Source organism: Pseudomonas sp. AG1028 (assembly GCF_007993955.1).
Taxonomy (GTDB): Bacteria; Pseudomonadota; Gammaproteobacteria; order Pseudomonadales; family Pseudomonadaceae; genus Aquipseudomonas; species Aquipseudomonas straminea.
Genome location: NZ_VIVP01000002.1, coordinates 248,564 through 271,073, shown reverse-complemented (window position 1 = coordinate 271,073; position 22,510 = coordinate 248,564). Strand labels below are relative to the sequence as shown.

Annotated in this window: 17 protein-coding genes and 4 tRNA genes; 4 read left to right on the top strand and 17 right to left on the bottom strand. The window is 63.4% G+C overall.

Annotation, left to right across the window (positions count from 1 at the left end; genetic code table 11):
* Nucleotides 1-43: 43 nt before the first annotated feature.
* The 7 genes from truA to leuC form a co-directional block, all read right to left on the bottom strand.
* Nucleotides 44-874, bottom strand: coding sequence for a tRNA pseudouridine(38-40) synthase TruA (gene truA / locus FB481_RS04240; RefSeq protein WP_093502060.1), 831 nt, complete (start codon nt 872-874; stop codon nt 44-46).
* A 172-nt stretch (nt 875-1,046) separates the two neighbouring features.
* Nucleotides 1,047-3,857: a FimV/HubP family polar landmark protein gene (locus tag FB481_RS04235; RefSeq protein ID WP_147175181.1), complete on the bottom strand. Its 2,811-nt coding sequence runs from the start codon at nt 3,855-3,857 to the stop codon at nt 1,047-1,049.
* A 146-nt stretch (nt 3,858-4,003) separates the two neighbouring features.
* A complete protein-coding gene (locus FB481_RS04230) occupies nt 4,004-5,011 on the bottom strand; it encodes an aspartate-semialdehyde dehydrogenase (RefSeq protein WP_093502064.1) in 1,008 nt (335 codons plus the stop codon).
* 135 nt (nt 5,012-5,146) lie between these two features.
* Complete coding sequence (gene asd, locus FB481_RS04225) at nt 5,147-6,259, bottom strand: aspartate-semialdehyde dehydrogenase (RefSeq protein WP_013792163.1); 1,113 nt, start codon at nt 6,257-6,259, stop codon at nt 5,147-5,149.
* Between the two features lie 54 nt (nt 6,260-6,313).
* Entirely contained in the window at nt 6,314-7,396 is a 1,083-nt protein-coding gene (gene leuB, locus FB481_RS04220; protein ID WP_147175180.1) for a 3-isopropylmalate dehydrogenase, read from the bottom strand.
* Nucleotides 7,397-7,737: 341 nt separating this feature from the next.
* Nucleotides 7,738-8,385, bottom strand: coding sequence for a 3-isopropylmalate dehydratase small subunit (gene leuD, locus FB481_RS04210; RefSeq protein WP_147175179.1), 648 nt, complete (start codon nt 8,383-8,385; stop codon nt 7,738-7,740).
* 11 nt (nt 8,386-8,396) lie between these two features.
* Nucleotides 8,397-9,824 carry a 3-isopropylmalate dehydratase large subunit gene (gene leuC, locus FB481_RS04205; protein WP_093502068.1) on the bottom strand — a complete coding sequence of 476 codons (1,428 nt, stop codon included), beginning with the start codon at nt 9,822-9,824 and terminating at the stop codon, nt 8,397-8,399.
* A 231-nt stretch (nt 9,825-10,055) separates the two neighbouring features.
* On the opposite strand from leuC, the gene FB481_RS04200 reads away from it, so the two are divergent.
* Nucleotides 10,056-10,961 carry a LysR family transcriptional regulator gene (locus tag FB481_RS04200; RefSeq protein ID WP_093502070.1) on the top strand — a complete coding sequence of 302 codons (906 nt, stop codon included), beginning with the start codon at nt 10,056-10,058 and terminating at the stop codon, nt 10,959-10,961.
* 90 nt (nt 10,962-11,051) lie between these two features.
* On the top strand, nt 11,052-13,976 hold the full coding sequence (locus FB481_RS04195; protein WP_147175178.1) for an EAL domain-containing protein: 2,925 nt from the start codon (nt 11,052-11,054) through the stop codon (nt 13,974-13,976).
* 51 nt (nt 13,977-14,027) lie between these two features.
* Here the strand turns inward: FB481_RS04195 and FB481_RS04190 are convergent, their stop codons facing one another.
* Entirely contained in the window at nt 14,028-14,480 is a 453-nt protein-coding gene (locus FB481_RS04190; protein ID WP_147175177.1) for an Hsp20 family protein, read from the bottom strand.
* A 120-nt stretch (nt 14,481-14,600) separates the two neighbouring features.
* On the opposite strand from FB481_RS04190, the gene FB481_RS04185 reads away from it, so the two are divergent.
* Complete coding sequence (locus FB481_RS04185; protein ID WP_147175176.1) at nt 14,601-15,347, top strand: SDR family oxidoreductase; 747 nt, start codon at nt 14,601-14,603, stop codon at nt 15,345-15,347.
* Here the strand turns inward: FB481_RS04185 and FB481_RS04180 are convergent.
* On the bottom strand, nt 15,331-16,344 hold the full coding sequence (locus FB481_RS04180) for a tRNA-dihydrouridine synthase (RefSeq protein WP_147175175.1): 1,014 nt from the start codon (nt 16,342-16,344) through the stop codon (nt 15,331-15,333). The genes FB481_RS04185 and FB481_RS04180 overlap by 17 nt on opposite strands.
* Nucleotides 16,345-16,497: 153 nt before the next feature.
* Between FB481_RS04180 and FB481_RS04175 the strand changes: the two genes are divergently transcribed.
* Nucleotides 16,498-16,887, top strand: coding sequence for a hypothetical protein (locus tag FB481_RS04175; RefSeq protein ID WP_147175174.1), 390 nt, complete (start codon nt 16,498-16,500; stop codon nt 16,885-16,887).
* A 3-nt stretch (nt 16,888-16,890) separates the two neighbouring features.
* On the opposite strand, the gene FB481_RS04170 is transcribed toward FB481_RS04175, so the two are convergent.
* From FB481_RS04170 to uvrB, 8 genes are all read right to left on the bottom strand, one after another.
* Complete coding sequence (locus FB481_RS04170) at nt 16,891-17,325, bottom strand: thioesterase family protein (protein ID WP_147175173.1); 435 nt, start codon at nt 17,323-17,325, stop codon at nt 16,891-16,893.
* Nucleotides 17,326-17,553: 228 nt separating this feature from the next.
* A tRNA-Glu gene (locus FB481_RS04165) sits at nt 17,554-17,629 on the bottom strand.
* Between the two features lie 48 nt (nt 17,630-17,677).
* Nucleotides 17,678-17,753: transfer RNA gene (locus tag FB481_RS04160), tRNA-Ala, on the bottom strand.
* A gap of 49 nt (nt 17,754-17,802) precedes the next feature.
* A tRNA-Glu gene (locus tag FB481_RS04155) sits at nt 17,803-17,878 on the bottom strand.
* Between the two features lie 59 nt (nt 17,879-17,937).
* Nucleotides 17,938-18,013 (bottom strand) — tRNA-Ala (locus FB481_RS04150).
* A gap of 157 nt (nt 18,014-18,170) precedes the next feature.
* Complete coding sequence (gltX, locus tag FB481_RS04145; protein ID WP_147175172.1) at nt 18,171-19,652, bottom strand: glutamate--tRNA ligase; 1,482 nt, start codon at nt 19,650-19,652, stop codon at nt 18,171-18,173.
* A gap of 173 nt (nt 19,653-19,825) precedes the next feature.
* Nucleotides 19,826-20,341, bottom strand: a complete 516-nt coding sequence (locus FB481_RS04140) for a nucleoside 2-deoxyribosyltransferase (protein WP_147175171.1) — start codon at nt 20,339-20,341, stop codon at nt 19,826-19,828.
* Nucleotides 20,338-22,353: an excinuclease ABC subunit UvrB gene (uvrB, locus tag FB481_RS04135; protein WP_147175170.1), complete on the bottom strand. Its 2,016-nt coding sequence runs from the start codon at nt 22,351-22,353 to the stop codon at nt 20,338-20,340. The genes FB481_RS04140 and uvrB overlap by 4 nt, the downstream gene beginning before the upstream one ends.
* Between the last annotated feature and the right edge of the window lie 157 nt (nt 22,354-22,510).

Below are 22,510 nucleotides of genomic sequence, written 5' to 3'. Positions count from 1 at the left end.
TGACCGGCCAGGGCGCGCCATTAATTGCTGCTCCCTGCCCCGCTCAGCGCGCCGCCACGTCCTCGAGCCCGGAGAGAAAGTGCGGGCCCAGGTAGCGGGCCGGCAAGTCGAATTCTTCCGGATAGTCCACCTGCACCAGATACAGCCCATACGGGTGAGCAGTCACCCCCCCAGTGCGCCGCACACCAGCCTCCAGCACCTGACCGGCCCACTCCACCGGCCGCTCACCGGCGCCGATGGTCATCAGCACGCCGGCGATATTACGCACCATGTGGTGCAGAAAGGCATTGGCGCGGATATCGAGGATGATGAAACGACCATGCTGCAGCAACTCGAGATGATGGACCGTCTTGATCGGCGACTTGGCCTGGCACTGGCGGGCGCGGAAGGCGCTGAAATCGTGGGTACCCAGGAATACCTGGGCCGCCTCGCGCATGCGCTCAACATCCAACGGCCGATGATTCCAAGTCACCTCCTCGGCCATATGCGCCGGGCGGATCTGGTCGTTGTAGATCACGTAGCGGTAACGCCGCGCCATGGCGCAAAAGCGCGCATCGAAATGACTCGGCATGGCTTTGGCCCAGGTGACGCTGATGTCACCCGGCAGATTCATGTTGGCGCCCATCACCCAAGCATGCATGGAGCGCTCGACGCGGGTGTCGAAATGCACCACTTGGCCACTGGCATGCACCAGCGCATCGGTACGCCCGGCACAGCTGAGCGTGACCGGAGCGCCACCAGCAACCTTGGACAGGGCTTGTTCGAGCGAGGCCTGGATCGACGGAACCCCGTCGCGCTGCCGCTGAAAACCGCGATAGCGGGTACCGCGGTATTCGACACCCAGGGCGATCTTGTAAATGCCGACGGCAGCCATTTCGGCTGCCGTCTTTTGTTCGTTAATCAATTGATAGACCAAATCAGAGCTGCAATGCCGGCAATTATACCGCCACGCCAAGAGGCTGCCATGCCGGCAGCCCATTTAGTTGTGAGCCGCAGATGTAAAAACGGCAGCCCAAGGACTGCCGTTTTCTCCACTCAACTGCTCGTCAAACCAGTTTGCCGATCAGCTCGCGCGCTTCCTGCTGCTGAGTTTCGTTACCTTCGGCGATCACTTCATCGAGGATGTCACGGGCACCCTCGCTATCGCCCATATCGATGTAGGCCCGCGCCAGATCCAGCTTGGTGGCGGTCTCGTCGGTGCCGGCGAGGAAGTCGAAGTCCTCATCGTCATCGAGCGGCACATGATCGGCCTGCATGTCCTGCGGCGCCTGCTGACCTTGCTGCTCGAGGCTTTCGGCCAGCTGGTCCAGTTCGGCGGTCACGTCGTCGAGTTGAGCGGCGAAGCTGGCGCCAGTGCTCGGCTCGGCCGGCTCGTCATTGAGCGACAGATCGAAGTCGGCAGGCAGGCCAAAGTCATCCCCCTTATCGCTGTCCAGGGCAGCGGACAGATCCGAGAAATCATTTGCCGGCTTGTCGGCGTCGTCATCCAGGCTCAGCAGGAAGTCATCTTCCTTCGTGGCAGCCGGGGTAGCGGGCGTGTCGAGATCGAGACTGAAGTCGGCCAGCTCGCCACCAGGCTCCTGACGATTGACCGGCTCATTGCCCAGATCCAGGTCGAAGTCCAGCGGCTCGTCCTTGCTTGCGACCGGCGCTGCGGGCGGCAGATCGAGATCGGAATCCAGGCTCATGGTGTCGATTTCGTCGAAACGCGGCGCGTCATTTTGAGTTTTTGCCGGAGGCTCGGCAGAGAACTCGGCTTCCAGGGCATCCAGGTCGAGATCGAAGGCGTCGTCTGCCGCAGGCGGCAGCGGCGCGACCGGCTGCTCCGGCTCGTCCAGCGCCAGGTCGTCCAGGCTGAAGGAATCCAGATCGTCTGCCGCAGCGGCGCTGGCCAGGGCAGCGCTGCCACCAAGCACGACCATGGTCGGATAGCGGCTCTTCAACTGCTCGACCTGGGCGTTGGCGCCGCCGATTTCGCGCAGCTCGTTCTCCTGGCGGGCGAAGCCTTCACGGTCGCCCAGCTCGGCGTAGACCTCCATCAGCTTCAGGCGCAGGTCGGTGCGATGCGGCTCGTCGTTGATGGCGTTGTGCAGCAGCTCGGCAGCCTGATTGAAACGACCGTAGGCGATGTAGATGTCCGCTTCACCCAGGGCGTCGCCAGTCTGGGCGGTGACGCGCTCTTCGCTCGCTGGCTGGCTCAGGGCAATCTGGTCGTCCGGCAAGTCGTTCAGGCTGTCGGCGGGCAGTTCCAGGTCGCTGTCGAAGGCGTGGGTGTCTTCTTCATAAGTCGACAGGCTGGACTCTTCCTCTTCGGCCTTGCGGGCATTGCGACGCGAAATGATCAGCAGCACCAGCAGCAGGGCCAGTAGCAGGCTGCCGCCGATCAGGCCGAGCATCATCGGGTTGGCCAGCAGGTTGTCGAGGGCGCTGTCCTCCTCGACCGGCTCGGGCGTGGCGGCAACCGGTGCCTGGGCAGGCACTTCGGCGGCCGGCGCAGCCGGCTCGGCGGGCGCGGCTTCTGGAGCCGGCACAGCCGCAGTCTCGGTTGCCGGCGCATCAGCTGTTGGTTCGCTAATCGGCTGAGCGGCTGCCGGATCCACCGGCGCGGATTCGGGCACGGTTTCATTACCAGCAGGCGCCTGAGCTGCTGGAGCAGCAGCCGATGGCGTCTCAGCAGGTGCAGTGGCTGGAGTTGCCGGAGCGCCAGCGGCGGCATTGCCAGGAGCCTGGCCAGCCGGTGCCGACACATCGGCCTGCAGCTTGGCGAGCTGGTTGTCCTTGAGCTGAATCAGGCGTTGCAGCTTGTCGAGCTGGCTTTGCAGATCGCTCATGCGATCTTTCAGCTCGTCGTTCTCGCGACGCGTCGAATCCAGGCTTTCCTGAGTCACGGCCAGCTGATTGGCCAGCGCGGCATTGTTGGCCTTGCCGCTCTCACTGCCTGCGGTGGCCTTGCCGGCTTCGGCGGCGACCAGCTTGAGCTTGTCTTCGTTGGAAACTTCCGACGGCGCAGCACCAGCGGTGCTGCGGCGGGTAGCATCGATCTGCCGGGCACCGGCGGCAGCCGGCGCACTGCGGCCCTGACGCCAGGAACTGTTCTGCTCGGCTACCTGGGCCAGCGCTTCGGATTGGCTGCGACGAGCGATCTGCTGGTCATCGGGCAGACGCAGAACCTGACCGCTCTTCATGCGGTTGATGTTGCCGCCGATGAAGGCATCCGGGTTGAGGTCCTGAATGGCCAGCATCTTCTGATGGACGCTGCCACTGCCGCCGGTACGCTGGGCCACTTCCCACAGTGTGTCGTTGGCATTGGTACGGTAATCACCACCAGCGGCGGCACGCGGCGTAGGCGCAGCGGCAGAAGGTGCGGAGGCACGCGGTGCGGCGCTCGGCACCGGACGTGGTGCAGGAGCAGGCGCAGCTACTGGCAGTTGCGGGGCAGCAGCGGCTTGCGGGGAATACAGGGGCGGATCGAGCAGCAGGGTGTACTCGCGCAGCAGACGGCCATTGGGCCACAGTACTTCGACGAGGAAGTTCAGGTAGGGCTCGCGCACCGGCTTGGTCGAGGTGACGCGAATCACGCTCTTGCCGTTGGGTTTGACGATGGGCGTGAACTTGAGGTCGGTGAGGAAATACTGGCGATCGACGCCAGCCTTGTTGAACTCCTCGGGCGAAGCCAGCGACGGACGCATTTCCGCGGCGGACAGATCGCGCACATCGAGCAGTTCGATTTCCGCCACCAGAGGCTGGTTCAGAGACGACTGGAGTGTCAGCTCGCCGACCCCCAGCGCATGCGCCATACCGGAAGACAGCGCCGTCGCCGCAGCGATAGCCAGTACCAGTTTACGAACCCGAACCATAGCCTTTTCCTTTGTGTTGACGGCTCTCGCACAACGAGAGGATAGATGATCGGTGGCTGCCCCCTTTCAGGCCCCCCAGCCAACGATCAGCGCGCTCAGTGATTGCCAAGCTCGAATAAATATGCAGATTTCCGGATAAGTATCTTTTACAGATAGTGTTTTATCAATAACTCGCCCAGCTGCACGGCGTTCAAAGCCGCACCTTTTCGCACATTATCAGACGCAATCCACAAAGTGAGCTGACAGGGATCGTCAATCCCGCGGCGCACGCGGCCCACGTACACCTCGTCCTGGCCGACAGCGTCGCCGATCACCGTCGGGTAGTCACCCGCCTCAACCAGCTCGATGCCGACCGCCGCTTCCAGAGCCGCCAATACCTTGTCGAGTTCTACAGGTGTAGACGCCTGCACGGTGACACTCAAACTATCGCCGAAAAATACCGGCACCTGATGGCAGTTGACGGCCACGCTTTGCAGGCCTTCGCCGAGCAGCGCCCTGACGTCTTCGTGGATGCGTCGCTCCAGCGAGCCGTGCCCGTCGGCATCGGCCTCATCGACCTGGGCGAGCACGTTGAAAGCCATTTGCCGGTCGAACAACCGCGGCTCGAGCGCCCGGCCATTGAGCAGTTCGGCGGTTTGCCGCGCCAGCTCGGCAACCCCTTCGCGACCGCGACTGGACACCGCCAGCCCGGCATTGATCACCACCTTCTGCACCTGCAGCACATCACGCAGCGCGCCAAGCACCAGGCCGACGGCCACGGCTACCGAGGCCGGGCTGGTAAGTGCGAACGGCGCCTGGCCACTGATCGCCTCGCCGTTCACTTCCGGCACCACCCGTGGCGCCATATCGGCGGGCAGCGCGCCGGAGACGTCGATCAGCGAGCAGCCGGCCTTACGCACCGCCTCGGCATGGACGCGAGTCACTGCTGGGTCGGCGGCGAAGAACACCAGCTGAACGGTACGGAAATCGAACCCTTCCACAGCGCGCACGCGCAGGTTGCGGCCCTTGAAGGCCAGGCTGCGCCCGGCCGACTCGTTGCTGGCCAGCAGGTGCAGGTCGGTAACGGGAAAGTCGCGTTCTTCGAGAAGTTGCAGCAGGGATTCGCCGACGCTGCCGGTGGCACCGACGATGGCGATAGCAAAGGTAGAAGACATAAAGGAAGCCTGACGCTGGGTAGCTGAAACAGACCCGGCACTCTACCGAAAAGCAGAGGGGCGGGCGACGGCAATCGCAAGCGATCACCCTCTACCCGCCCCTCTTGGCGCGCCTGGCAGCGCGCCGGTTGTCGATCAGCGTTCCAGCAGAATGCGCAGCATACGGCGCAGCGGCTCGGCAGCGCCCCACAGCAGCTGGTCGCCCACGGTGAAGGCACCCAGGTACTGCGAACCCATGTTGAGCTTACGCAGACGACCGACCGGTACGCTCAGGGTGCCGGTGACGGCCGTCGGGCCGAGCTCGCGGATGCTGGCTTCGCGGTGGTTCGGCACCAACTTGACCCAGGGGTTGTGCTGGCTGATCAGGCCTTCGATGTCCGACAGCGGCACGTCCTTGTTGAGCTTGATGGTCAGTGCCTGGCTGTGGCAACGCATGGCGCCGATGCGCACGCAGATGCCGTCGACCGGAATCGGATTCTTGAAGCGACCGAGAATCTTGTTGGTCTCCGCCTGGGCCTTCCACTCTTCACGACTCTGGCCGTTCGGCAGTTCCTTGTCGATGTAGGGGATCAGGCTGCCGGCCAGCGGCACGCCGAAGTTGTCGACCGGGAAGGCATCACCGCGCATGGCCTCGGCGACCTTGCGGTCGATGTCGAGGATGGCGCTGGCCGGGTCGGCCAGTTCATCGGCCACGGTGGCATTGATGGTGCCCATCTGCTTGATCAGCTCGCGCATGTTCTGCGCACCAGCACCGGAGGCCGCCTGGTAGGTCATGGCGCTCATCCAGTCGACCAAGCCGGCTTCGTACAGACCGCCAAGGGCCATCAGCATCAGGCTGACCGTGCAGTTACCGCCGATGTAATTCTTGGTGCCAGCGTCCAGCGCGTGGTCGATAACGCGGCGGTTGACCGGATCAAGCACGATCACCGCATCGTCGGCCATGCGCAGCGAGGACGCCGCATCGATCCAGTAGCCCTTCCAGCCGGCTTCGCGCAGCTTGGGGAACACTTCATTGGTGTAGTCGCCGCCCTGGCAGGTCAGGATCACGTCCAGGCCCTTGAGCTCGTCGATGCTGTAGGCATCCTTGAGCGCCTCGGTTTCCTTGCCAATGGCCGGCCCCTGGCCGCCGACGTTGGAAGTGGTAAAGAACACCGGCTCGATCAGTTCGAAATCCTGTTCTTCCAGCATGCGCTGCATGAGCACGGAACCAACCATGCCCCGCCAACCGATAAGACCTACACGTTTCATAACCACTACACCTATGTGAACAAGCCGCCGGACTGCTTCCGGGGGCCTGGAAGATTACAGACTACGCAGCGCTTCGACTACCGCATCACCCATTGCCGCCGTGCCGACCTTGGTCGTACCCGCCGAGTGGATGTCGCCGGTGCGCAAGCCCTGGTCGAGCACATGACTGACCGCCAACTCGATGGCGTCGGCGGCCTGGGTCTGGTTGAAGCTGTAACGCAGCATCATCGACACCGACAGGATGGTCGCCAGCGGGTTGGCGATGCCCTGCCCGGCGATATCCGGCGCCGAGCCATGGCACGGCTCGTACATGCCCTTGTTGTTGGCATCCAGCGACGCCGACGGCAGCATGCCGATGGAGCCGGTAAGCATCGAGGCTTCGTCGGAGAGGATGTCGCCGAACATGTTGTCGGTGACCATCACGTCGAACTGCTTAGGCGCACGCACCAGTTGCATGGCGGCGTTATCGACGTACATGTGGCTCAGCTCGACGTCCGGGTAGTCCTTGGCGACCTCCTCGACCACCACTCGCCACAGCTGGCTGGAAGCCAGCACGTTGGCCTTGTCCACCGAGCACAGTTTGCTGCCACGTACGCGGGCCATGTCGAAGCCGACCTTGGCGATGCGACGGATCTCGCTCTCGCTGTAGGGCAGCGTGTCATAAGCCATGCGCTCGCCATTATCGAGCACCTTGCTCTCGCGCGGCTGGCCGAAATAGATGCCGCCGGTCAGCTCACGAACAATAAGGATATCTAGGCCCGCTACCACTTCCGGCTTGAGCGACGAGGCGTCGGCCAGTTGTGGGTAAAGGATGGCCGGGCGCAGATTGGCGAACAGGCCCAGTTGCGAGCGGATCTTCAGCAGGCCACGCTCGGGGCGGATGGCCGGGTCGATCTTGTCCCATTTCGGGCCGCCAACGGCGCCAAGCAGCACGGCATCAGCGGCGCGGGCGCGCTCCAGGGTCTCGTCGGCCAGCGGCACGCCGTACTTGTCGACGGCAGCGCCGCCCAGCTCATCGAACGACAGCTCGACGTCGAGGGCGAACTTGTCGTTGGCCAGGCGCAGCACCTTGACCGCTTCGGCCATGATTTCAGGGCCGATGCCGTCACCGGGGAGAACCAGAATCTGCTTGCTCATACCTTTTCCTTCATGTCGTTCGGATCGCCGGCCTTGCCGTGTGCGACCTGTGGAAACCCGAACAGGCCCGCGGCCATCACCCTGCCGAGAGGGGCGCCATATTCGGCGCCTGCTTCGGCGGGGTCAAGGCACGACGGGCCCATCCGCTGATAACACGTAACCTGTTTTTTCCGCGCCACCATTAGGGCACCTCTAAAAACTACCTGCGTTGTCATCGCTGCGTTAAAAACAGGCTCAAAATGCTCATTTACAACTCGTAAACTGCGCTTTTTCGCCTGTTTTTGCCTTGCGCTGACGGCCTCGCCTACGTTTTTGGAGATGCCCTGTTGGCTTGGGTCGGCTTACTTGACGGCGCCGAACAACCAGGGCTGACGCTGCTGATAACCGACTTCGAAGGCGCGGATCGCTTCGGCGTCCTGCAGGGTCAGGCCGATGTCATCCAGGCCATTGAGCAGGCAGTGCTTGCGGAAGGCATCGACTTCGAAGCTGTACTGCACGCCATCGGGACGGGTCACGGTCTGCGCTTCGAGGTCGACGGTCAGCTGATAGCCCTCGGTGGCCTCGGCCTGTTCGAACAGCGCATCGACTTCTTCAACCTTGAGAATGATCGGCAGCAGGCCGTTCTTGAAGCTGTTGTTGAAGAAGATGTCGGCGAAGCTCGGCGCGATCACCGTACGGAAACCGTACTCGTCCAGTGCCCAGGGCGCGTGCTCACGGCTCGAACCGCAGCCGAAGTTCTCGCGGGCCAGCAGCACGCTGGCGCCCTGATAGCGCGGGAAGTTGAGGACGAAATCCTTGTTGATCGGGCGGTTGGAGTTGTCCTGATTCGGCTGACCGACATCCAGATAGCGCCACTCGTCGAACAGGTTGGGACCGAAGCCGGTGCGTTTGATCGACTTCAAGAACTGCTTGGGAATGATCTGGTCGGTGTCGACGTTGGCGCGGTCGAGCGGGCAAACCAAGCCGGTGTGTTGGGTAAAGGCTTTCATCATCTTTCTCCTCAGGCCTGGATCAATTCGCGCACATCGATGAAGCGGCCGGTCACCGCGGCAGCGGCGGCCATGGCCGGGCTGACCAGGTGGGTACGACCACCGGCGCCCTGACGGCCTTCGAAGTTACGGTTGGAGGTCGAGGCGCAATGCTCGCCACTGCCGAGTTTGTCCGGGTTCATCGCCAGGCACATGGAGCAGCCCGGCTCACGCCATTCGAAACCGGCTTCGATGAAGATCTTGTCCAGCCCTTCGCTCTCCGCCTGGGCCTTGACCAGGCCGGAGCCCGGCACCACCAGCGCCTGCTTGACGGTGGCGGCGACCTTGCGGCCCTTGGCCACCTCGGCGGCCGCACGCAGGTCTTCGATACGCGAGTTGGTGCACGAGCCGATGAACACGCGATCGAGCTGAATGTCGGTGATCGGCTGGTTGGCAGCCAGGCCCATGTACTTCAGGGCGCGGGTGATCGAATCCTTCTTCACCGGGTCGCTTTCACAGGCAGGGTCCGGCACGTTCTGGTCGACGGCCAAGACCATCTCGGGCGAGGTACCCCAGCTGACCTGTGGCTTGATGTCTTCGGCACGCAGCTCGACCACGGTGTCAAATTGCGCATCGGCATCGGACACCAGATCACGCCACACCGCCACGGCCTGCTCCCAGTGCTCGCCCTTGGGCGCGAACGGGCGATCCTTGACGTAGGCGATGGTCTTCTCGTCCACCGCCACCAGACCAACGCGGGCACCAGCCTCGATGGACATGTTGCAGATGGTCATGCGCCCTTCCAGCGACAGGTCGCGGATCGCGCTGCCGGCAAACTCCAGGGCGTGGCCGTTGCCACCGGCAGTACCGATCTTGCCGATCACGGCCAGAACGATGTCCTTCGCGGTCACGCCGAACGGCAATTTGCCTTCGACGCGCACCTGCATGTTCTTCATCTTCTTGGCGACCAAGCACTGGGTGGCGAGCACGTGCTCGACTTCCGAGGTGCCGATGCCGTGGGCCAGCGCGCCGAAAGCGCCATGGGTGGACGTGTGCGAATCGCCGCAGACCACGGTCATGCCCGGTAAGGTGGCGCCCTGCTCCGGACCGACCACGTGGACGATGCCCTGGCGCACGTCGTTCATCTTGAATTCGAGGATGCCGAAGTCGTCGCAGTTCTCGTCCAGGGTCTTGACCTGAATACGCGAGACTTCATCGGCGATGGCGTCGAGGCCACCGAGGCGCTCGGCGCGGGTGGTCGGCACGTTGTGGTCGGGCGTTGCGATGTTGGCATCGATGCGCCACGGCTTGCGGCTCGCCAGGCGCAGGCCTTCGAAGGCCTGGGGCGACGTCACTTCGTGAAGAATGTGGCGGTCGATGTAGATCAGCGACGAACCGTCGTCGCGTCGCTTCACTTCGTGCATTTCCCACAACTTGTCGTAGAGCGTCTTGCCTGCCATCAGCCTGGTCCTCATCGGTCTTTCGGGCACGTCTAAAAACTGCAGCGCCTTCATCGCTTGCCTTTAGTAGAGGTGTCCTTTCTATGCCTGGGCAATAGCCCTTTGGCTTATGGGGAGAATGCTATGCGTGGCTGGAGAATAACTCAAATTCATATTTTTCATCCAGATGATTCCTGAGTGGAATTACTATAGGATCGCCTTCTACCGTCCCGATCGCAGCCGGAAACGCCCATGGATCTCGCCACGCTCAATGCCTTTATTGCCATCGCCGAACTCGGCAGCTTCTCCGAGGCCGCCATACGCCTGCACCTGACCCAGCCGGCGGTGAGCAAACGCATCGCCAGCCTCGAGCAGCAACTGCGTGTGCGCCTGTTCGACCGCCTGGGCCGCGAGGTGAGCTTGACCGAAGCGGGCCGTGCCCTGCTGCCGCGCGCCTACCAGATTCTCAACGTGCTGGAGGACACGCGCCGGGCGTTGACCAACCTCAACGGCGAGATCACCGGGCGACTGACGCTGGCCACCAGTCACCATATAGGCCTGCACCGCCTGCCGCCGCTGTTGCGCGCCTTTACCCGCGCACATCCGCAGGTCGCACTGGACATCCAGTTTCTCGATTCGGAAGTGGCCTATGACGAGGTGTTCCATGGCCGCGCCGAACTGGCGGTGATCACCCTGGCTCCGGACACCCGCGACCCGGTGCGTGCGGTGCCGGTGTGGGACGACCCGCTTGATTTCGTCACCGCCCCCGAACACCCGCTGGCCCAGGGCACGGGCGTGACGCTAGCCGATGTGGCCCTACACCCGGCGGTATTTCCCGGCGGTAACACCTTTACCCACCATATCGTGCAGCGCTTGTTTGAAGCCGAGGACCTGATACCAAACATCGCCATGAGCACCAACTACCTGGAAACCATCAAGATGATGGTGTCCATTGGTCTGGCCTGGAGCGTGCTGCCACGCACCATGCTTGATGATCAGGTTTTCCGTCTGCCTTTGCCGGACATCCAGCTGTCGCGCCAGCTTGGCTATATCGTGCACACCGAACGCACCCTGTCGAATGCCGCCCGGGCCTTCATGCAACTGCTCGACAGCCATCGCGACAGTCTTGCCTTAGCGCCTGGGCAGCAGCTAACGTGACACCCATACCGGCCATCTGCCGGTATGCCTGCGGCGAACTTGCCGATAGCCCGGCCGCCACCATTGCCAGGCTCCGTAGAGGAAAGGGTCATGGGCAACTCAAACGACAAACGCCCACCACTGCCCCACGTACCGGTGCTCGATCCAGCCGAGTTCGAAAAAACCTGGCGTGACAGCCAACATTTGCTGGCCGCTCTCAATGGTGCTGGCCTCGGCGCCTGGTTCTGGAACCTCGATACCGGCGAGGTTAGCTGGTCACGTGGCGCCCAGAAGGTCTTCGGCCTGGATCCGACCCGCCCCCTCAGTGATCCGGTCAACTACATCGAACTGATTCCCGAAGAAGAGCGCGACGAGGTGCTGCGTCTGTTTCAGGCAGTGATCGACGGCTCACCTACCGCCGCACCCATCCGCCACCGTATCCGCTGGCCGGATGGCAGCCTGCACTGGATCGAGATCACCGGCAGCCTGCAGGTCGGCGAGGGCCGGCAGAACCGAATGTTCGGCGTGGTGCGCGATATCACCCGCCAACGGGCACAGGAGCAGGCACTAGCCGATAGCCAGGAACGTCTGCGCCTGGCGCTCGAGTCGGCCGAACTGGGCACCTGGGACTGGCACATCCCCAGCAATACCATGTTCGCCTCGCCCCGCGCAGCCATGCTGCACGGCCTGCCGGATGCAACCTTCCAAGGTCCCTTTCCGGATTTCTTCGCCCATGTTCCAGAGCAGGATCTTGACGGCCTGCGCCAAGCCTATCGCGACCTGCTGCCCGATAACGGCCAGGACTCCCAGGTCACCTACCGTACGGTACACGGCAACGGCCAGACCCATTATCTGGAAAGCAAGGCAAGGCTGTACCGCGACGCACATGGCCAGCCGCTGCGCATGACCGGCGTGATGATCGACACCAGCGAACGCACCCTGCGAGAACAACGCCTGCAAGCCTCTGAGCGCAAATTCGCCACGGTCTTCCAGGCCAGCCCCGACCCGATCTGCGTTACCACACTGCCGGAGGGTAGGATTCTGGAGGTCAACCCGGCGTTCACCCAGGCATTCGGCTGGCGGCCGGCAGAAGCCGCCGGGCGCAATATTTTCAAGATCGCCCCCTGGCAGGGGCTGCCGGCGGACTCGCCGCTGCGCGGCAAAATCCTCACCGGCACCGATCTTGAGGACGAACGCATCGACCTGCTCGACCCAAATGGCAGGCTGATGAACTGCATCGTCTCGTGCCGACGCCTCGAACTGGCCGGCCAACCTTGCGTACTCAGCAAGTTTCGCGACATCACCGAGCAGCAGCGCGCCGAATCGGCGCTCAAGGCCAGCCAGGAGAAGTTCTACAAGGCCTTTCACTCAAGTCCCGATGCCATCACCATCACCACCCGCGAAACCGGCCGCTACATCGAGATCAACGACGGCTTCACCCGCCTGACCGGCTACAGCGCCGAGGAAGTGATTGGACATACCACGACCGAGATCGGCATCTGGTCGAATCCGGCGGAGCGCCAGCGCCTGCTCGATGCCCTGAACGACGAAGGCCATATCCGACGCATGGAAATGAATGCCCGTGATCGCCACGGCAACCCGTTGGAAGTGGAAGTGTCCTTCGAGCCCATCGAGCTGGATGGCACCGAATGCCTGCTGGTCACCGCCCGTGACATCAGCGAGCTAAAGGCCGCCCAGGAACAGATCCAGCATCTGGCTTACCACGACCCGCTGACCAGCCTGCCCAACCGCGCCCTGCTAATGGACCGCCTGACCCAGCAGATTGCCCTGTTGCAGCGCCACAATCTGCGCGGCGCCCTGCTGTTTCTCGACCTCGACCATTTCAAGCACATCAATGATTCACTCGGCCATCCGTTCGGCGATGCCGTACTCAAGCTGATCACCGCCCGCCTGGAAGTCAGCGTGCGCGAAGAAGACACCGTGGCGCGCCTGGGTGGCGATGAATTCGTGGTACTGCTGACCGGCCTGGAGGGCACCCGCGAACAGGTCATCGCCCACGCCGGGCAGGCGGCGGAAAAGCTGCGCATCCTGCTCAGCGAGCCCATGCTGCTCGAGGGCCATCGCCTGCAGGTCACGCCAAGCATCGGCATCGCCCTGATTCCCGATCACGGCCAGACCCCGGCCGATCTGCTCAAGCGCGCCGACATCGCCCTGTACCGCGCCAAGGACTCGGGGCGCAACGTCATCCAGCTGTTCCACAGCTCCATGCAGCACGCTGCCAGCGAGCGCCTGCGCCTGGAAAACGAACTGCGCACGGCCCTGAGCCGCGGTGAATTCGAGCTGTATTTTCAGGCCCAGGTGGATGCCCGTACCGACCAGATCATCGGCGCCGAAGCGCTGCTGCGCTGGGCCCACCCAACACTCGGCCAACAGTCGCCGGCGTTGTTCATCCATGTACTGGAGGAAAGTGGGCTGATTCTGGAAGTCGGCGCCTGGGTGATGGTCGAAGCGTGCCATGCCTGTGCTCGACTGCTGCAGGATGGCCTTATCGACGAGCGTTTCAGCCTGTGCGTGAACATCAGCACCCGGCAGTTCCGCCAGAGCGACTTCGTCGAGCGCGTCGAGCATTGCCTGCGCCAGAACAAACTGCCCCAGGGCATGCTCAAGCTGGAAATCACCGAAGGCATCGTCATCGAGGACATCGACGACACCATCGCCAAGATGAATCGTCTGCGCAAACTGGGCGTCAGTTTCGCCATGGACGATTTCGGCACCGGCTACTCGTCGCTCACCTACCTCAAGCGCTTGCCGGTGAACGTGCTGAAGATCGACCAGTCGTTCGTACGCGACGCCACCAGCAACCCCAGCGACGCGGAAATCATCCGCGCTGTGGTGGCGTTGGGCCTCAGCCTGGGCCTGGAGGTCATCGCCGAAGGCGTGGAACAGCAGAGCCAGCTGGACTTTCTGCAAAGCCAGGGCTGCAACTGCTACCAGGGCTACCTGTTCAGCCGTCCGCAGCCGCTGACGGCCTTCCGCGCCCTGCTCAGCCACGGCGCCCAACACCTGCCGCACTGAAACGGAAAAGGCGCCACGAGGGCGCCTTTTCCGGTGTGCCGGCAACGGCGATCAGTTCTCCAGCGCCGGACGTGCGGCCCCGATCGGGATGCGCTTGGCCTTGGCCTCTTCCGGCACATGGCGCTCCAACTCGATATTGAGCAGGCCGTTCACCAGATTGGCGCTCTTGACCTCGATGTGATCGGCCAGGCGGAACGACAGCTTGAACGAACGCTGAGCGATGCCCTGATACAGGTAGGTGACATTTTCACCACTGCCATTGCCTGCGCGCTTGCCGCCGGTCACGGTCAACACGCCACGCTCGACCTGTAGATCCAGATCTTCATCCTGGAACCCGGCGGCAGCGATGACGATCCGGTACTGGTCGTCGGCATGCTTCTCGACGTTGTAGGGCGGGTAGCTGCTGCTGGTCTCGTTGCGCATCGCCGATTCGAACAGGTCGTTGAAACGGTCGAAGCCAATGGACTGACGGAACAGCGGGGTCATGGAAAATGCAGTGCTCATGGTTGATCTCCTGAATTGGTCAGCGAGTGATAAGGTGCGGGACCCGACTTCGGCATCCCACGGTGATAAAAATGTGGATGGCCGAAAAAATTTCAAGGGACCGAAAAAGGAGATTTTTCGATGAGCAAGGTGATGCTGATCACCGGTGCCAGCCGCGGCATCGGTGCGGCCACCGCAAGGCTGGCGGCTGGCCAGGGTTACCGCGTGGTCATCAACTACCAGCGCAACCGCGAGGCCGCCGACGCGCTCGTCGAAGCGATCACGACCACGGGCGGCGAGGCGCTGGCGGTACAGGCCGATGTGGCGGACGAAGCCCAGGTTCGCCGGCTGTTCACCGAGGTCGACGCCCGCCTGGGGCGCCTGGACGTGCTGGTCAACAACGCCGGGATGCTCGAGCAGCAGACGCGCCTGGAGCGCATGAGCCTTGAGCGCTGGCAACGGGTGTTCGCCACCAACGTGTACGGCAGCTTCCTGTGCAGCCGTGAGGCGATTGCGCGGATGTCCACCCGCCAGGGCGGGCGTGGCGGCGTGATCGTCAACGTGTCATCGATTGCCGCCCGCCTCGGCGCGCCCGAAGAGTACATCGACTATGCCGCAGCCAAGGGCGCGGTCGACAGCATGACGGTAGGGCTGGCCAGGGAACTCGCCGCCGATGGCATTCGCGTGAATGCCGTGCGACCCGGCGTGATCGACACCGAGATCCACGCCAGTGGCGGCGAGCCGCAGCGGGTGGCGCGCGTCGCCGCCAGCATTCCGCTGGGCCGCGGCGGGCAGGCTGAGGAAGTGGCAGAAGCGATTCTGTGGTTGGCCAGCGAACAGGCCAGCTATATCACCGGCTCGCTGCTCGACGTCAGCGGAGGGCGCTGAGCGCCTCCTCGTCAGCCTCGAGCGTTTGCAGGGTGCTCACCTCTGCCGGCGCGATGCTCACGCCCAGCAGTGCGTCGATGACCTCGCAATTGGTTTCCCGCCGCACCAGGGCGAACAGCTCGACCGCCTCGGGGTAGCTGCGCGTGAGCATCGCCAGCCACTGTTTGAGCCGCCCGGGGGCGTAGCGCGGCGAGATCTTGCGGCGGGCCTGCAGCCAGAACTCGGCCAACAGCGGCTGTAACTCAGCCCAGCTCATCACGCCGGCATCCTGGCCGGCCTTCGCCGCGGCGATCTGCCGGGCCAGATCGGGCCGCGCCACCACGCCACGGCCCAGCATGAAGTGCTCGGCGCCGCTCACCTCGCGGCAGCGCTGCCAGTCCTCGACGGACCAGATATCACCGTTGGCATACACCGGTACGCTGACCACCTCCTGCACCCGCGCCACCCATTCCCAGTGGGCTGGGGGCTTGTAGCCCTCGACCTTGGTGCGCGCGTGCACGACGATCTGCGAGGCGCCCCCTTCGACCAGCGCCCGGGCGCAATCGAGAGCCGAATCCTTGTGATCGAAGCCCAGGCGCATCTTGGCGGTGACGGGAATGGCCGCCGGCACGCTGCGGCGCACCTCGCGCACGATGGCGTGCAGCAGCTCCGGCTCCTTGAGCAGCACCGCCCCACCACGGGACTTGTTCACCGTCTTGGCCGGGCAGCCGAAATTGAGGTCGATCACCGGCGCGCCGAGCACACAGGCGTAGGCGGCGTTGTCACCCAGGCACTTGGGATCGGAGCCAAGCAATTGCACGCGCAGCGGCGTACCGGCAGCCGTGCGGGCGCCATTGAACAGCTCCGGCGCCAGTTTGCGGTAGGTCGACCTAGGCAGCACGCGATCAGTGACGCGGATGAACTCGGTCACGCACCAGTCGATGCCGCCAACCTGGGTCAGCACGTCGCGGAGGATTTCATCGACCAGCCCCTCCATGGGCGCCAGGGCGATCTGCATGGCGATACTCTCGAATAACGGGTAAACCCGGCGTCGGCCGGAAAACGGCGCGTAGTGTAGCCGCGAGGCGCGCATCAGCCCAGCGGCGCGGCAGCTGAACACCCGCCACCAGCGGCAGTCCATTGCAGTACCGACTTCCGAACTGGAATCACCATGAGCACACTCTTGTTGCGCGGCGCCCCGCTCGCCCTGCTGCTGGCTACCACCAGCGCCCTGGCCGTTACGCCGATTTCCGAAGGCGTGCCCGTCGACCCTGCTGCTGGGGCCAAGCTGATCATCAGTCGCGACCGTAGCGCCCCCAATGCCTGCGACTTGCAGCTGCGCGTCGACGGGCAGGTGGTCGTCACGTTACCGGCGGGCGAAAGCGTCACGCTGGATGTGCCCAGCGGCGAACGAACCCTGGTGGTGACGCCTTCGCGCGAAGGCTTCTGCGCCCAGATCGACCTGGCCAGCAGCCAGTCGACCCTCCTGCAGCCCGGCGAGGTCAGGCGTTACCAGGCGGTCTATGAGGAGCAGAAGCTGTTTCTGGCACCACAGCCCTGAGGATCAGGACGGCAGCAGCGCCCTGCCGTAGCCCTCGACGAACTCGACCGGCATGCGCTTGGGCCGGCCGCTGGAGAGTTCGATGCACACGAAGGTGGTGCGCGCACGTAGCAAGGTGGCGCCATCCTGCGGGCGCACCAGCTGGAAGCAGCGATCCATCTTCAGGCGCTGGTCGGATTCAACGATCCAGGTGCCCATGACCAGCTCCTGACCTTCGTAGGCGCTGCTCAGGTAATCGATCTCGTGGCGCACCACCGCCATGGCACGATCCAGGCGCCGATACTCGACCAGATCCAGCCCCAGCGACTGCGAATGACGCCAGGCGCAGCGCTCCAGCCAGGTCACGTAGACCGCGTTGTTGGCGTGGCCGAGGCCGTCGATGTCTTCACTGCCGACCACCAGTTCGATGGTGAACGGATCGGGGCGGTCCCAGGTCACGACAGACGCTCCGGCATAAGCGCTTCAAGCGGCGAAGAGGTGTGAGTCAGTTTCATGCGGCAGCCTCCCTTGGCAACGGAACGAGCCTGACCTTAGGGGCTAAGCCTTGCGCAACGCAAGGACTGCATCGGCAAACTTTCCGAGCGGCCGGCGCTTTTCGAACGTGCAAAAACAAAAGGGCCACTTCGTAAGAAGTGACCCTTAAAAATCCCGCAGAGCGGGCAAAAATGGCGTCCCCTAGGGGACTCGAACCCCTGTTACCGCCGTGAAAGGGCGGTGTCCTAGGCCACTAGACGAAGGGGACGAAACCTTCGAAGAACAAGGCCAGCACTCGGCTGGCCTTGTCGTGGATTGGTGGAGCTAGACGGGATCGAACCGTCGACCTCTTGCATGCCATGCAAGCGCTCTCCCAGCTGAGCTATAGCCCCAGAACCTTGCGGTCTGGCTGCAATGCCTGAGCACTGCAGCTGGAAATAGTGGCGTCCCCTAGGGGACTCGAACCCCTGTTACCGCCGTGAAAGGGCGGTGTCCTAGGCCACTAGACGAAGGGGACGCAAATGCCCTTCTTTACAACTCAACCCGCTCCTTAGAACCGGTTGTGGCATCCGAGATTGGTGGAGCTAGACGGGATCGAACCGTCGACCTCTTGCATGCCATGCAAGCGCTCTCCCAGCTGAGCTATAGCCCCATCTCGAGGACGGGGCGCATGTTAAGTGCGCCCCTGCACCCTGTCAACAAAATTTTAGCCACTGGTGCATTTTTTTTCGCTGACATAACAAACACTTACCGCAAACCGCGGACTGCCGGCCGCCCACGGCGACCAGCGGCCGACAAACCACTGGTGATCAGCCGATGCTGGCCAGCAGTTTTTCCCACTCCTTGTTCTCCTTCTTCGACACACCACCGAGCAGCTCGATGGCCTGGCGCAGGCGGAAACGGGTGAGGTCCGGGCCGAGAATTTCCATGGCATCGAGCACCGATACCGAACTGGCCTGACCGGTGACGGCAGCGAACATCAGCGGCATGGCGTCACGCAGTTTCAGCTCTAGGTGTTCGACTACCGCCTGGATGCAGCCTGTGATGCGTTCCTTCTCCCACTGGCGCAGCGCTTCGAGCTTCCAGAGGATCAGCTGCATGAGCTGGCGCACCTGATCGTCCGACAGCTTCTTGTGGGCGAACAGCGCCTTGTCCGGCTGCACGCCGCCTGCGAAGAAAAAGCTGGCCAGTGGCGCGATCTGGCTGAAGGTTTCCACCCTGCCCTGCACGTGGGGGGCGATCTTCATCAGGTAGTCGCTGTTGAAGGCCCACTTCTGCACGCCAGCGGCGAACTCCTCGACGCTCAGGTCACGCATCCACTGGCCGTTGAGCCAGGACAACTTCTCCAGATCGAAGATCGGCCCGCCGAGGGAAACGCGCTGTACGTCGAAATTGGCGATCATCTCCTCGAGGGTGAATTTCTCGCGCTCGTCCGGCATCGACCAGCCCATGCGGCCTAGGTAGTTGAGCATCGCCTGGGGCAGGAAGCCCATGCGCTCGTAGAAGGTGATCGAGGTCGGGTTCTTGCGCTTGGACAGCTTGCTCTTGTCCGGGTTACGCAGCAGCGGCATGTAGCACAGCTGCGGCTTTTCCCAACCGAAGTACTCGTACAGCAGGATCAGCTTGGGCGCCGAGGGCAGCCATTCTTCACCACGCAGCACGTGGGTGATCTTCATCAGGTGGTCGTCGACCACGTTGGCCAGGAAGTAGGTCGGCAGGCCATCGGTCTTCATCAGCACCTGCATGTCCATGCGATCCCATGGAATCTCCACATCACCGCGCAGCATGTCCGGCACCACGCAGACGCCCTCGCTCGGCACCTTCATGCGGATCACGTGGGGCTCGCCCGCTGCCAGGCGGCGCTGCACGTCCTCGTCGGAGAGCAGCAGGCCGCGGCCGTCGTAGCGCGGCGTCTCGCCACGAGCCATCTGCTCGGCACGCATCTGGTCGAGTTCTTCCGGGGTGCAGAAGCAGTAGAAGGCGTGGCCCTTCTCGACCAGCTCCAGCGCGTACTTGCGGTAGATCTCGCCACGTTCGCTCTGCCGGTACGGGCCATAAGGGCCGCCGACGTCCGGGCCTTCGTTCCACTCGATGCCCAGCCAGCGCAGGGCATCGTAGATCTGCTGCTCGGACTCGCGAGTCGAACGGACCTGGTCGGTATCCTCGATGCGCAGGATGAACTCACCGCCGTGTTGCCTGGCGAAGCACAGGTTGAACAGGGCGATGTAGGCGGTGCCGACGTGAGGATCGCCAGTGGGCGACGGAGCGATACGAGTGCGAACGGTGGTCATGGAAAGTCCCGAGCAAGTAAGACTGAAAATGGCATGGGCTAGCCCCGCACCCAGACCGCATGAGCGACAGGCGCAGGCGCCATGGATGACGCGAGAAAGCGAAGGGAACGAATATTAACAGGCCAGCCCCGGCTGGCTCCAGCGGACCGCGGTGCAGGGCTGCGAAGAACGCGTCAGGCGCGCGAAGCGCCACTGAGGTAGTGAGATAGCGCCGTAACGCCCTCCTCCACACTGGCGCTGCAGCCAGCCCAGGAGCAAGCCAGCATCAGGTTGCGCGGCAGGCCGAAATCCTCGATGAAGTAGCCGTCGGCGTCACGACCGTTTTCGTCACCGGGCAGCCACTGGCGCATGCTGCCCTGGGGCTCGAAGTAGGCCCACACCGGCTTGCCCAGCGCCACCGCCGCACCGACCTCGAAGGCCGTGCCGGAATCCGGCTCGAACCCGCGAAACGGGTTGAGGTTGGCCAGCACGGCATCGGCATCACGGATCATCGCCAGGTTGAGCCGGCAGATCTGAGCCGCCAAATCGGCCGGTGCCAGGCCCTCGGCCACCTCGTTATCGAACGGATAAAGCCCTTCGAGCCCGTGCTCGAGGCACAGGCGCTTGAGGTACTCACCGCGCTCGATGGCATCGGCCCTGAACACGTCGAAACCGGCCAGGTAGACCTTGGGCTGAGCCGCCGTACTCATACCGCGAGCAGCCGGTCACGCAACTTCTGGATTTCGTCGCGGGTCTGCGCCGCCGCCTCGAATTCCAGATCGCGGGCCAGCTCGAACATCTTGTCCTCAAGCTGACGAATGCGCTTGGTGATCTCCGCCGGCGAGCGCAGCTCCGCTTCGTAACGGGCGTTCTCTTCGGCTGCCTTGGCCATGCCCTTGCGCTTCTTGCTACGTGCACCCGGTACCACGGCGCCTTCGAGAATGTCCTTGATGTCCTTGACCACGCCCTTGGGCACGATGCCGTGAGCCTCGTTGAAGGCCAGCTGCTTCTGCCGGCGCCGCTCGGTCTCGCCGATGGCGCGCTCCATGGAGCCGGTCATGTTGTCGGCGTAGAGAATCGCCCGACCATTGAGGTTACGGGCTGCGCGCCCGATGGTCTGGATCAAAGAGCGCTCGCTACGCAGGAAGCCTTCCTTGTCGGCGTCGAGAATCGCCACCAGGGCGACTTCGGGCATATCCAGGCCCTCGCGCAGCAGGTTGATGCCGATCAGCACGTCGAAGGTGCCGATGCGCAGGTCACGGATGATTTCCACCCGTTCAACAGTGTCGATATCCGAGTGCAGGTAACGCACCTTGACGCCGTGGTCGGCCAGGTAGTCGGTAAGGTCCTCGGCCATGCGCTTGGTCAGCGTGGTGACCAGCACCCGCTGCTCCAGGGCGACGCGCTTGTTGATCTCCGAGAGCAGATCATCGACCTGGGTACGCGCCGGGCGCACTTCCACTTCCGGGTCGACCAGGCCGGTGGGTCGCACCACCTGCTCGATCACCCGCCCGGCGTGGTCGGCTTCGTAAGGCCCCGGTGTGGCGGAAACGAAGATGGTCTGCGGGCACGCGGCTTCCCATTCCTCGAAGCGCATCGGTCGGTTGTCCAGCGCCGAGGGCAGGCGGAAGCCGTACTCGACCAGGGTTTCCTTGCGCGAACGGTCGCCTTTGTACATGGCGCCGACCTGGGGCACGCTGACGTGGGATTCGTCGATCACCAGCAGCGCCTCGGCCGGCAGGTAATCGTACAGCGTGGGTGGCGGCGCACCGGGGTCGCGCCCGGACAGATAGCGCGAGTAGTTTTCGATGCCGTTGCAGTAGCCCAGCTCGAGAATCATCTCCAGGTCGAAGCGGGTGCGCTGCTCCAGTCGCTGGGCTTCGACCAGTTTGTTGGCGCCGCGCAGGTAGTCCAGGCGGTCCTTGAGCTCGACCTTGATCTTCTCCATCGCCTCGAGCAGCGTGTCGCGGGGCGTCACGTAGTGGCTCTTGGGGTAGAAGGTGAAGCGCGGCAGGCGTTGCAGCACCTCACCGGTCAGCGGATCGAAGGCGCTGATGTTCTCGACTTCATCATCGAACAGCTCGATGCGGATCGCTTCCAGATCCGATTCAGCCGGGAAGATGTCGATCACATCCCCACGCACCCGGAAGGTCGCCCGGGCGAAATCCATGTCGTTGCGGGTGTACTGCAGCTCGGCCAGGCGGCGCAGCAGCGCGCGCTGGTCCATCTTGTCGCCACGGTCGAGGTGCAGCACCATTTTCAGGTACTCCTCGGGGCTGCCCAGGCCGTAGATCGACGACACCGTGCAGACCACGATGACGTCCTTGCGCTCGATCAGCGCCTTGGTCGCCGACAGGCGCATCTGCTCGATGTGATCGTTGATCGAGGCGTCCTTCTCGATGAAGGTGTCCGACGACGGCACGTAGGCTTCGGGCTGGTAATAGTCGTAATAGGAAACGAAGTACTCCACCGCGTTGTTCGGGAAGAACGACTTGAACTCGCCATACAACTGCGCCGCCAGGGTCTTGTTCGGCGCCAGCACCAGCGTCGGGCGCTGCACCTGGGCGATGACGTTGGCCACACTGAAGGTCTTGCCGGAGCCCGTCACACCGAGCAGCGTCTGGTGCGAAAGCCCGGCTTCGAGGCCTTCGACCATCTGCCGAATCGCCTCGGGCTGGTCGCCAGCGGGCTCGAAACGGGTGACCAGTTGAAACTCGGACATAATTACCTCTGCAAAGGCTGTGACGCCACGACAACACGTGCGTCATACCTGATGTACGCTGTCGCGACACCGAATATGGGCCGCTATACTAACGGCCCGCTTGCGCAACCCCTAATCCAGTTGCCGGGTTGCTCGATACTCACCCCACCACAGAGCT

What these genes read in the sequence shown, in the direction of transcription:
- truA (WP_093502060.1), bottom strand. Translation starts at nt 874, where the DNA reads ATGGCTGCCGTCGGCATTTACAAGATCGCCCTGGGTGTCGAATACCGC.
- FB481_RS04235 (WP_147175181.1), bottom strand. Translation starts at nt 3,857, where the DNA reads ATGGTTCGGGTTCGTAAACTGGTACTGGCTATCGCTGCGGCGACGGCG.
- FB481_RS04230 (WP_093502064.1), bottom strand. Translation starts at nt 5,011, where the DNA reads ATGTCTTCTACCTTTGCTATCGCCATCGTCGGTGCCACCGGCAGCGTC.
- asd (WP_013792163.1), bottom strand. Translation starts at nt 6,259, where the DNA reads ATGAAACGTGTAGGTCTTATCGGTTGGCGGGGCATGGTTGGTTCCGTG.
- leuB (WP_147175180.1), bottom strand. Translation starts at nt 7,396, where the DNA reads ATGAGCAAGCAGATTCTGGTTCTCCCCGGTGACGGCATCGGCCCTGAA.
- leuD (WP_147175179.1), bottom strand. Translation starts at nt 8,385, where the DNA reads ATGAAAGCCTTTACCCAACACACCGGCTTGGTTTGCCCGCTCGACCGC.
- leuC (WP_093502068.1), bottom strand. Translation starts at nt 9,824, where the DNA reads ATGGCAGGCAAGACGCTCTACGACAAGTTGTGGGAAATGCACGAAGTG.
- FB481_RS04200 (WP_093502070.1), top strand. Translation starts at nt 10,056, where the DNA reads ATGGATCTCGCCACGCTCAATGCCTTTATTGCCATCGCCGAACTCGGC.
- FB481_RS04195 (WP_147175178.1), top strand. Translation starts at nt 11,052, where the DNA reads ATGGGCAACTCAAACGACAAACGCCCACCACTGCCCCACGTACCGGTG.
- FB481_RS04190 (WP_147175177.1), bottom strand. Translation starts at nt 14,480, where the DNA reads ATGAGCACTGCATTTTCCATGACCCCGCTGTTCCGTCAGTCCATTGGC.
- FB481_RS04185 (WP_147175176.1), top strand. Translation starts at nt 14,601, where the DNA reads ATGAGCAAGGTGATGCTGATCACCGGTGCCAGCCGCGGCATCGGTGCG.
- FB481_RS04180 (WP_147175175.1), bottom strand. Translation starts at nt 16,344, where the DNA reads ATGCAGATCGCCCTGGCGCCCATGGAGGGGCTGGTCGATGAAATCCTC.
- FB481_RS04175 (WP_147175174.1), top strand. Translation starts at nt 16,498, where the DNA reads ATGAGCACACTCTTGTTGCGCGGCGCCCCGCTCGCCCTGCTGCTGGCT.
- gltX (WP_147175172.1), bottom strand. Translation starts at nt 19,652, where the DNA reads ATGACCACCGTTCGCACTCGTATCGCTCCGTCGCCCACTGGCGATCCT.
- FB481_RS04140 (WP_147175171.1), bottom strand. Translation starts at nt 20,341, where the DNA reads ATGAGTACGGCGGCTCAGCCCAAGGTCTACCTGGCCGGTTTCGACGTG.
- uvrB (WP_147175170.1), bottom strand. Translation starts at nt 22,353, where the DNA reads ATGTCCGAGTTTCAACTGGTCACCCGTTTCGAGCCCGCTGGCGACCAG.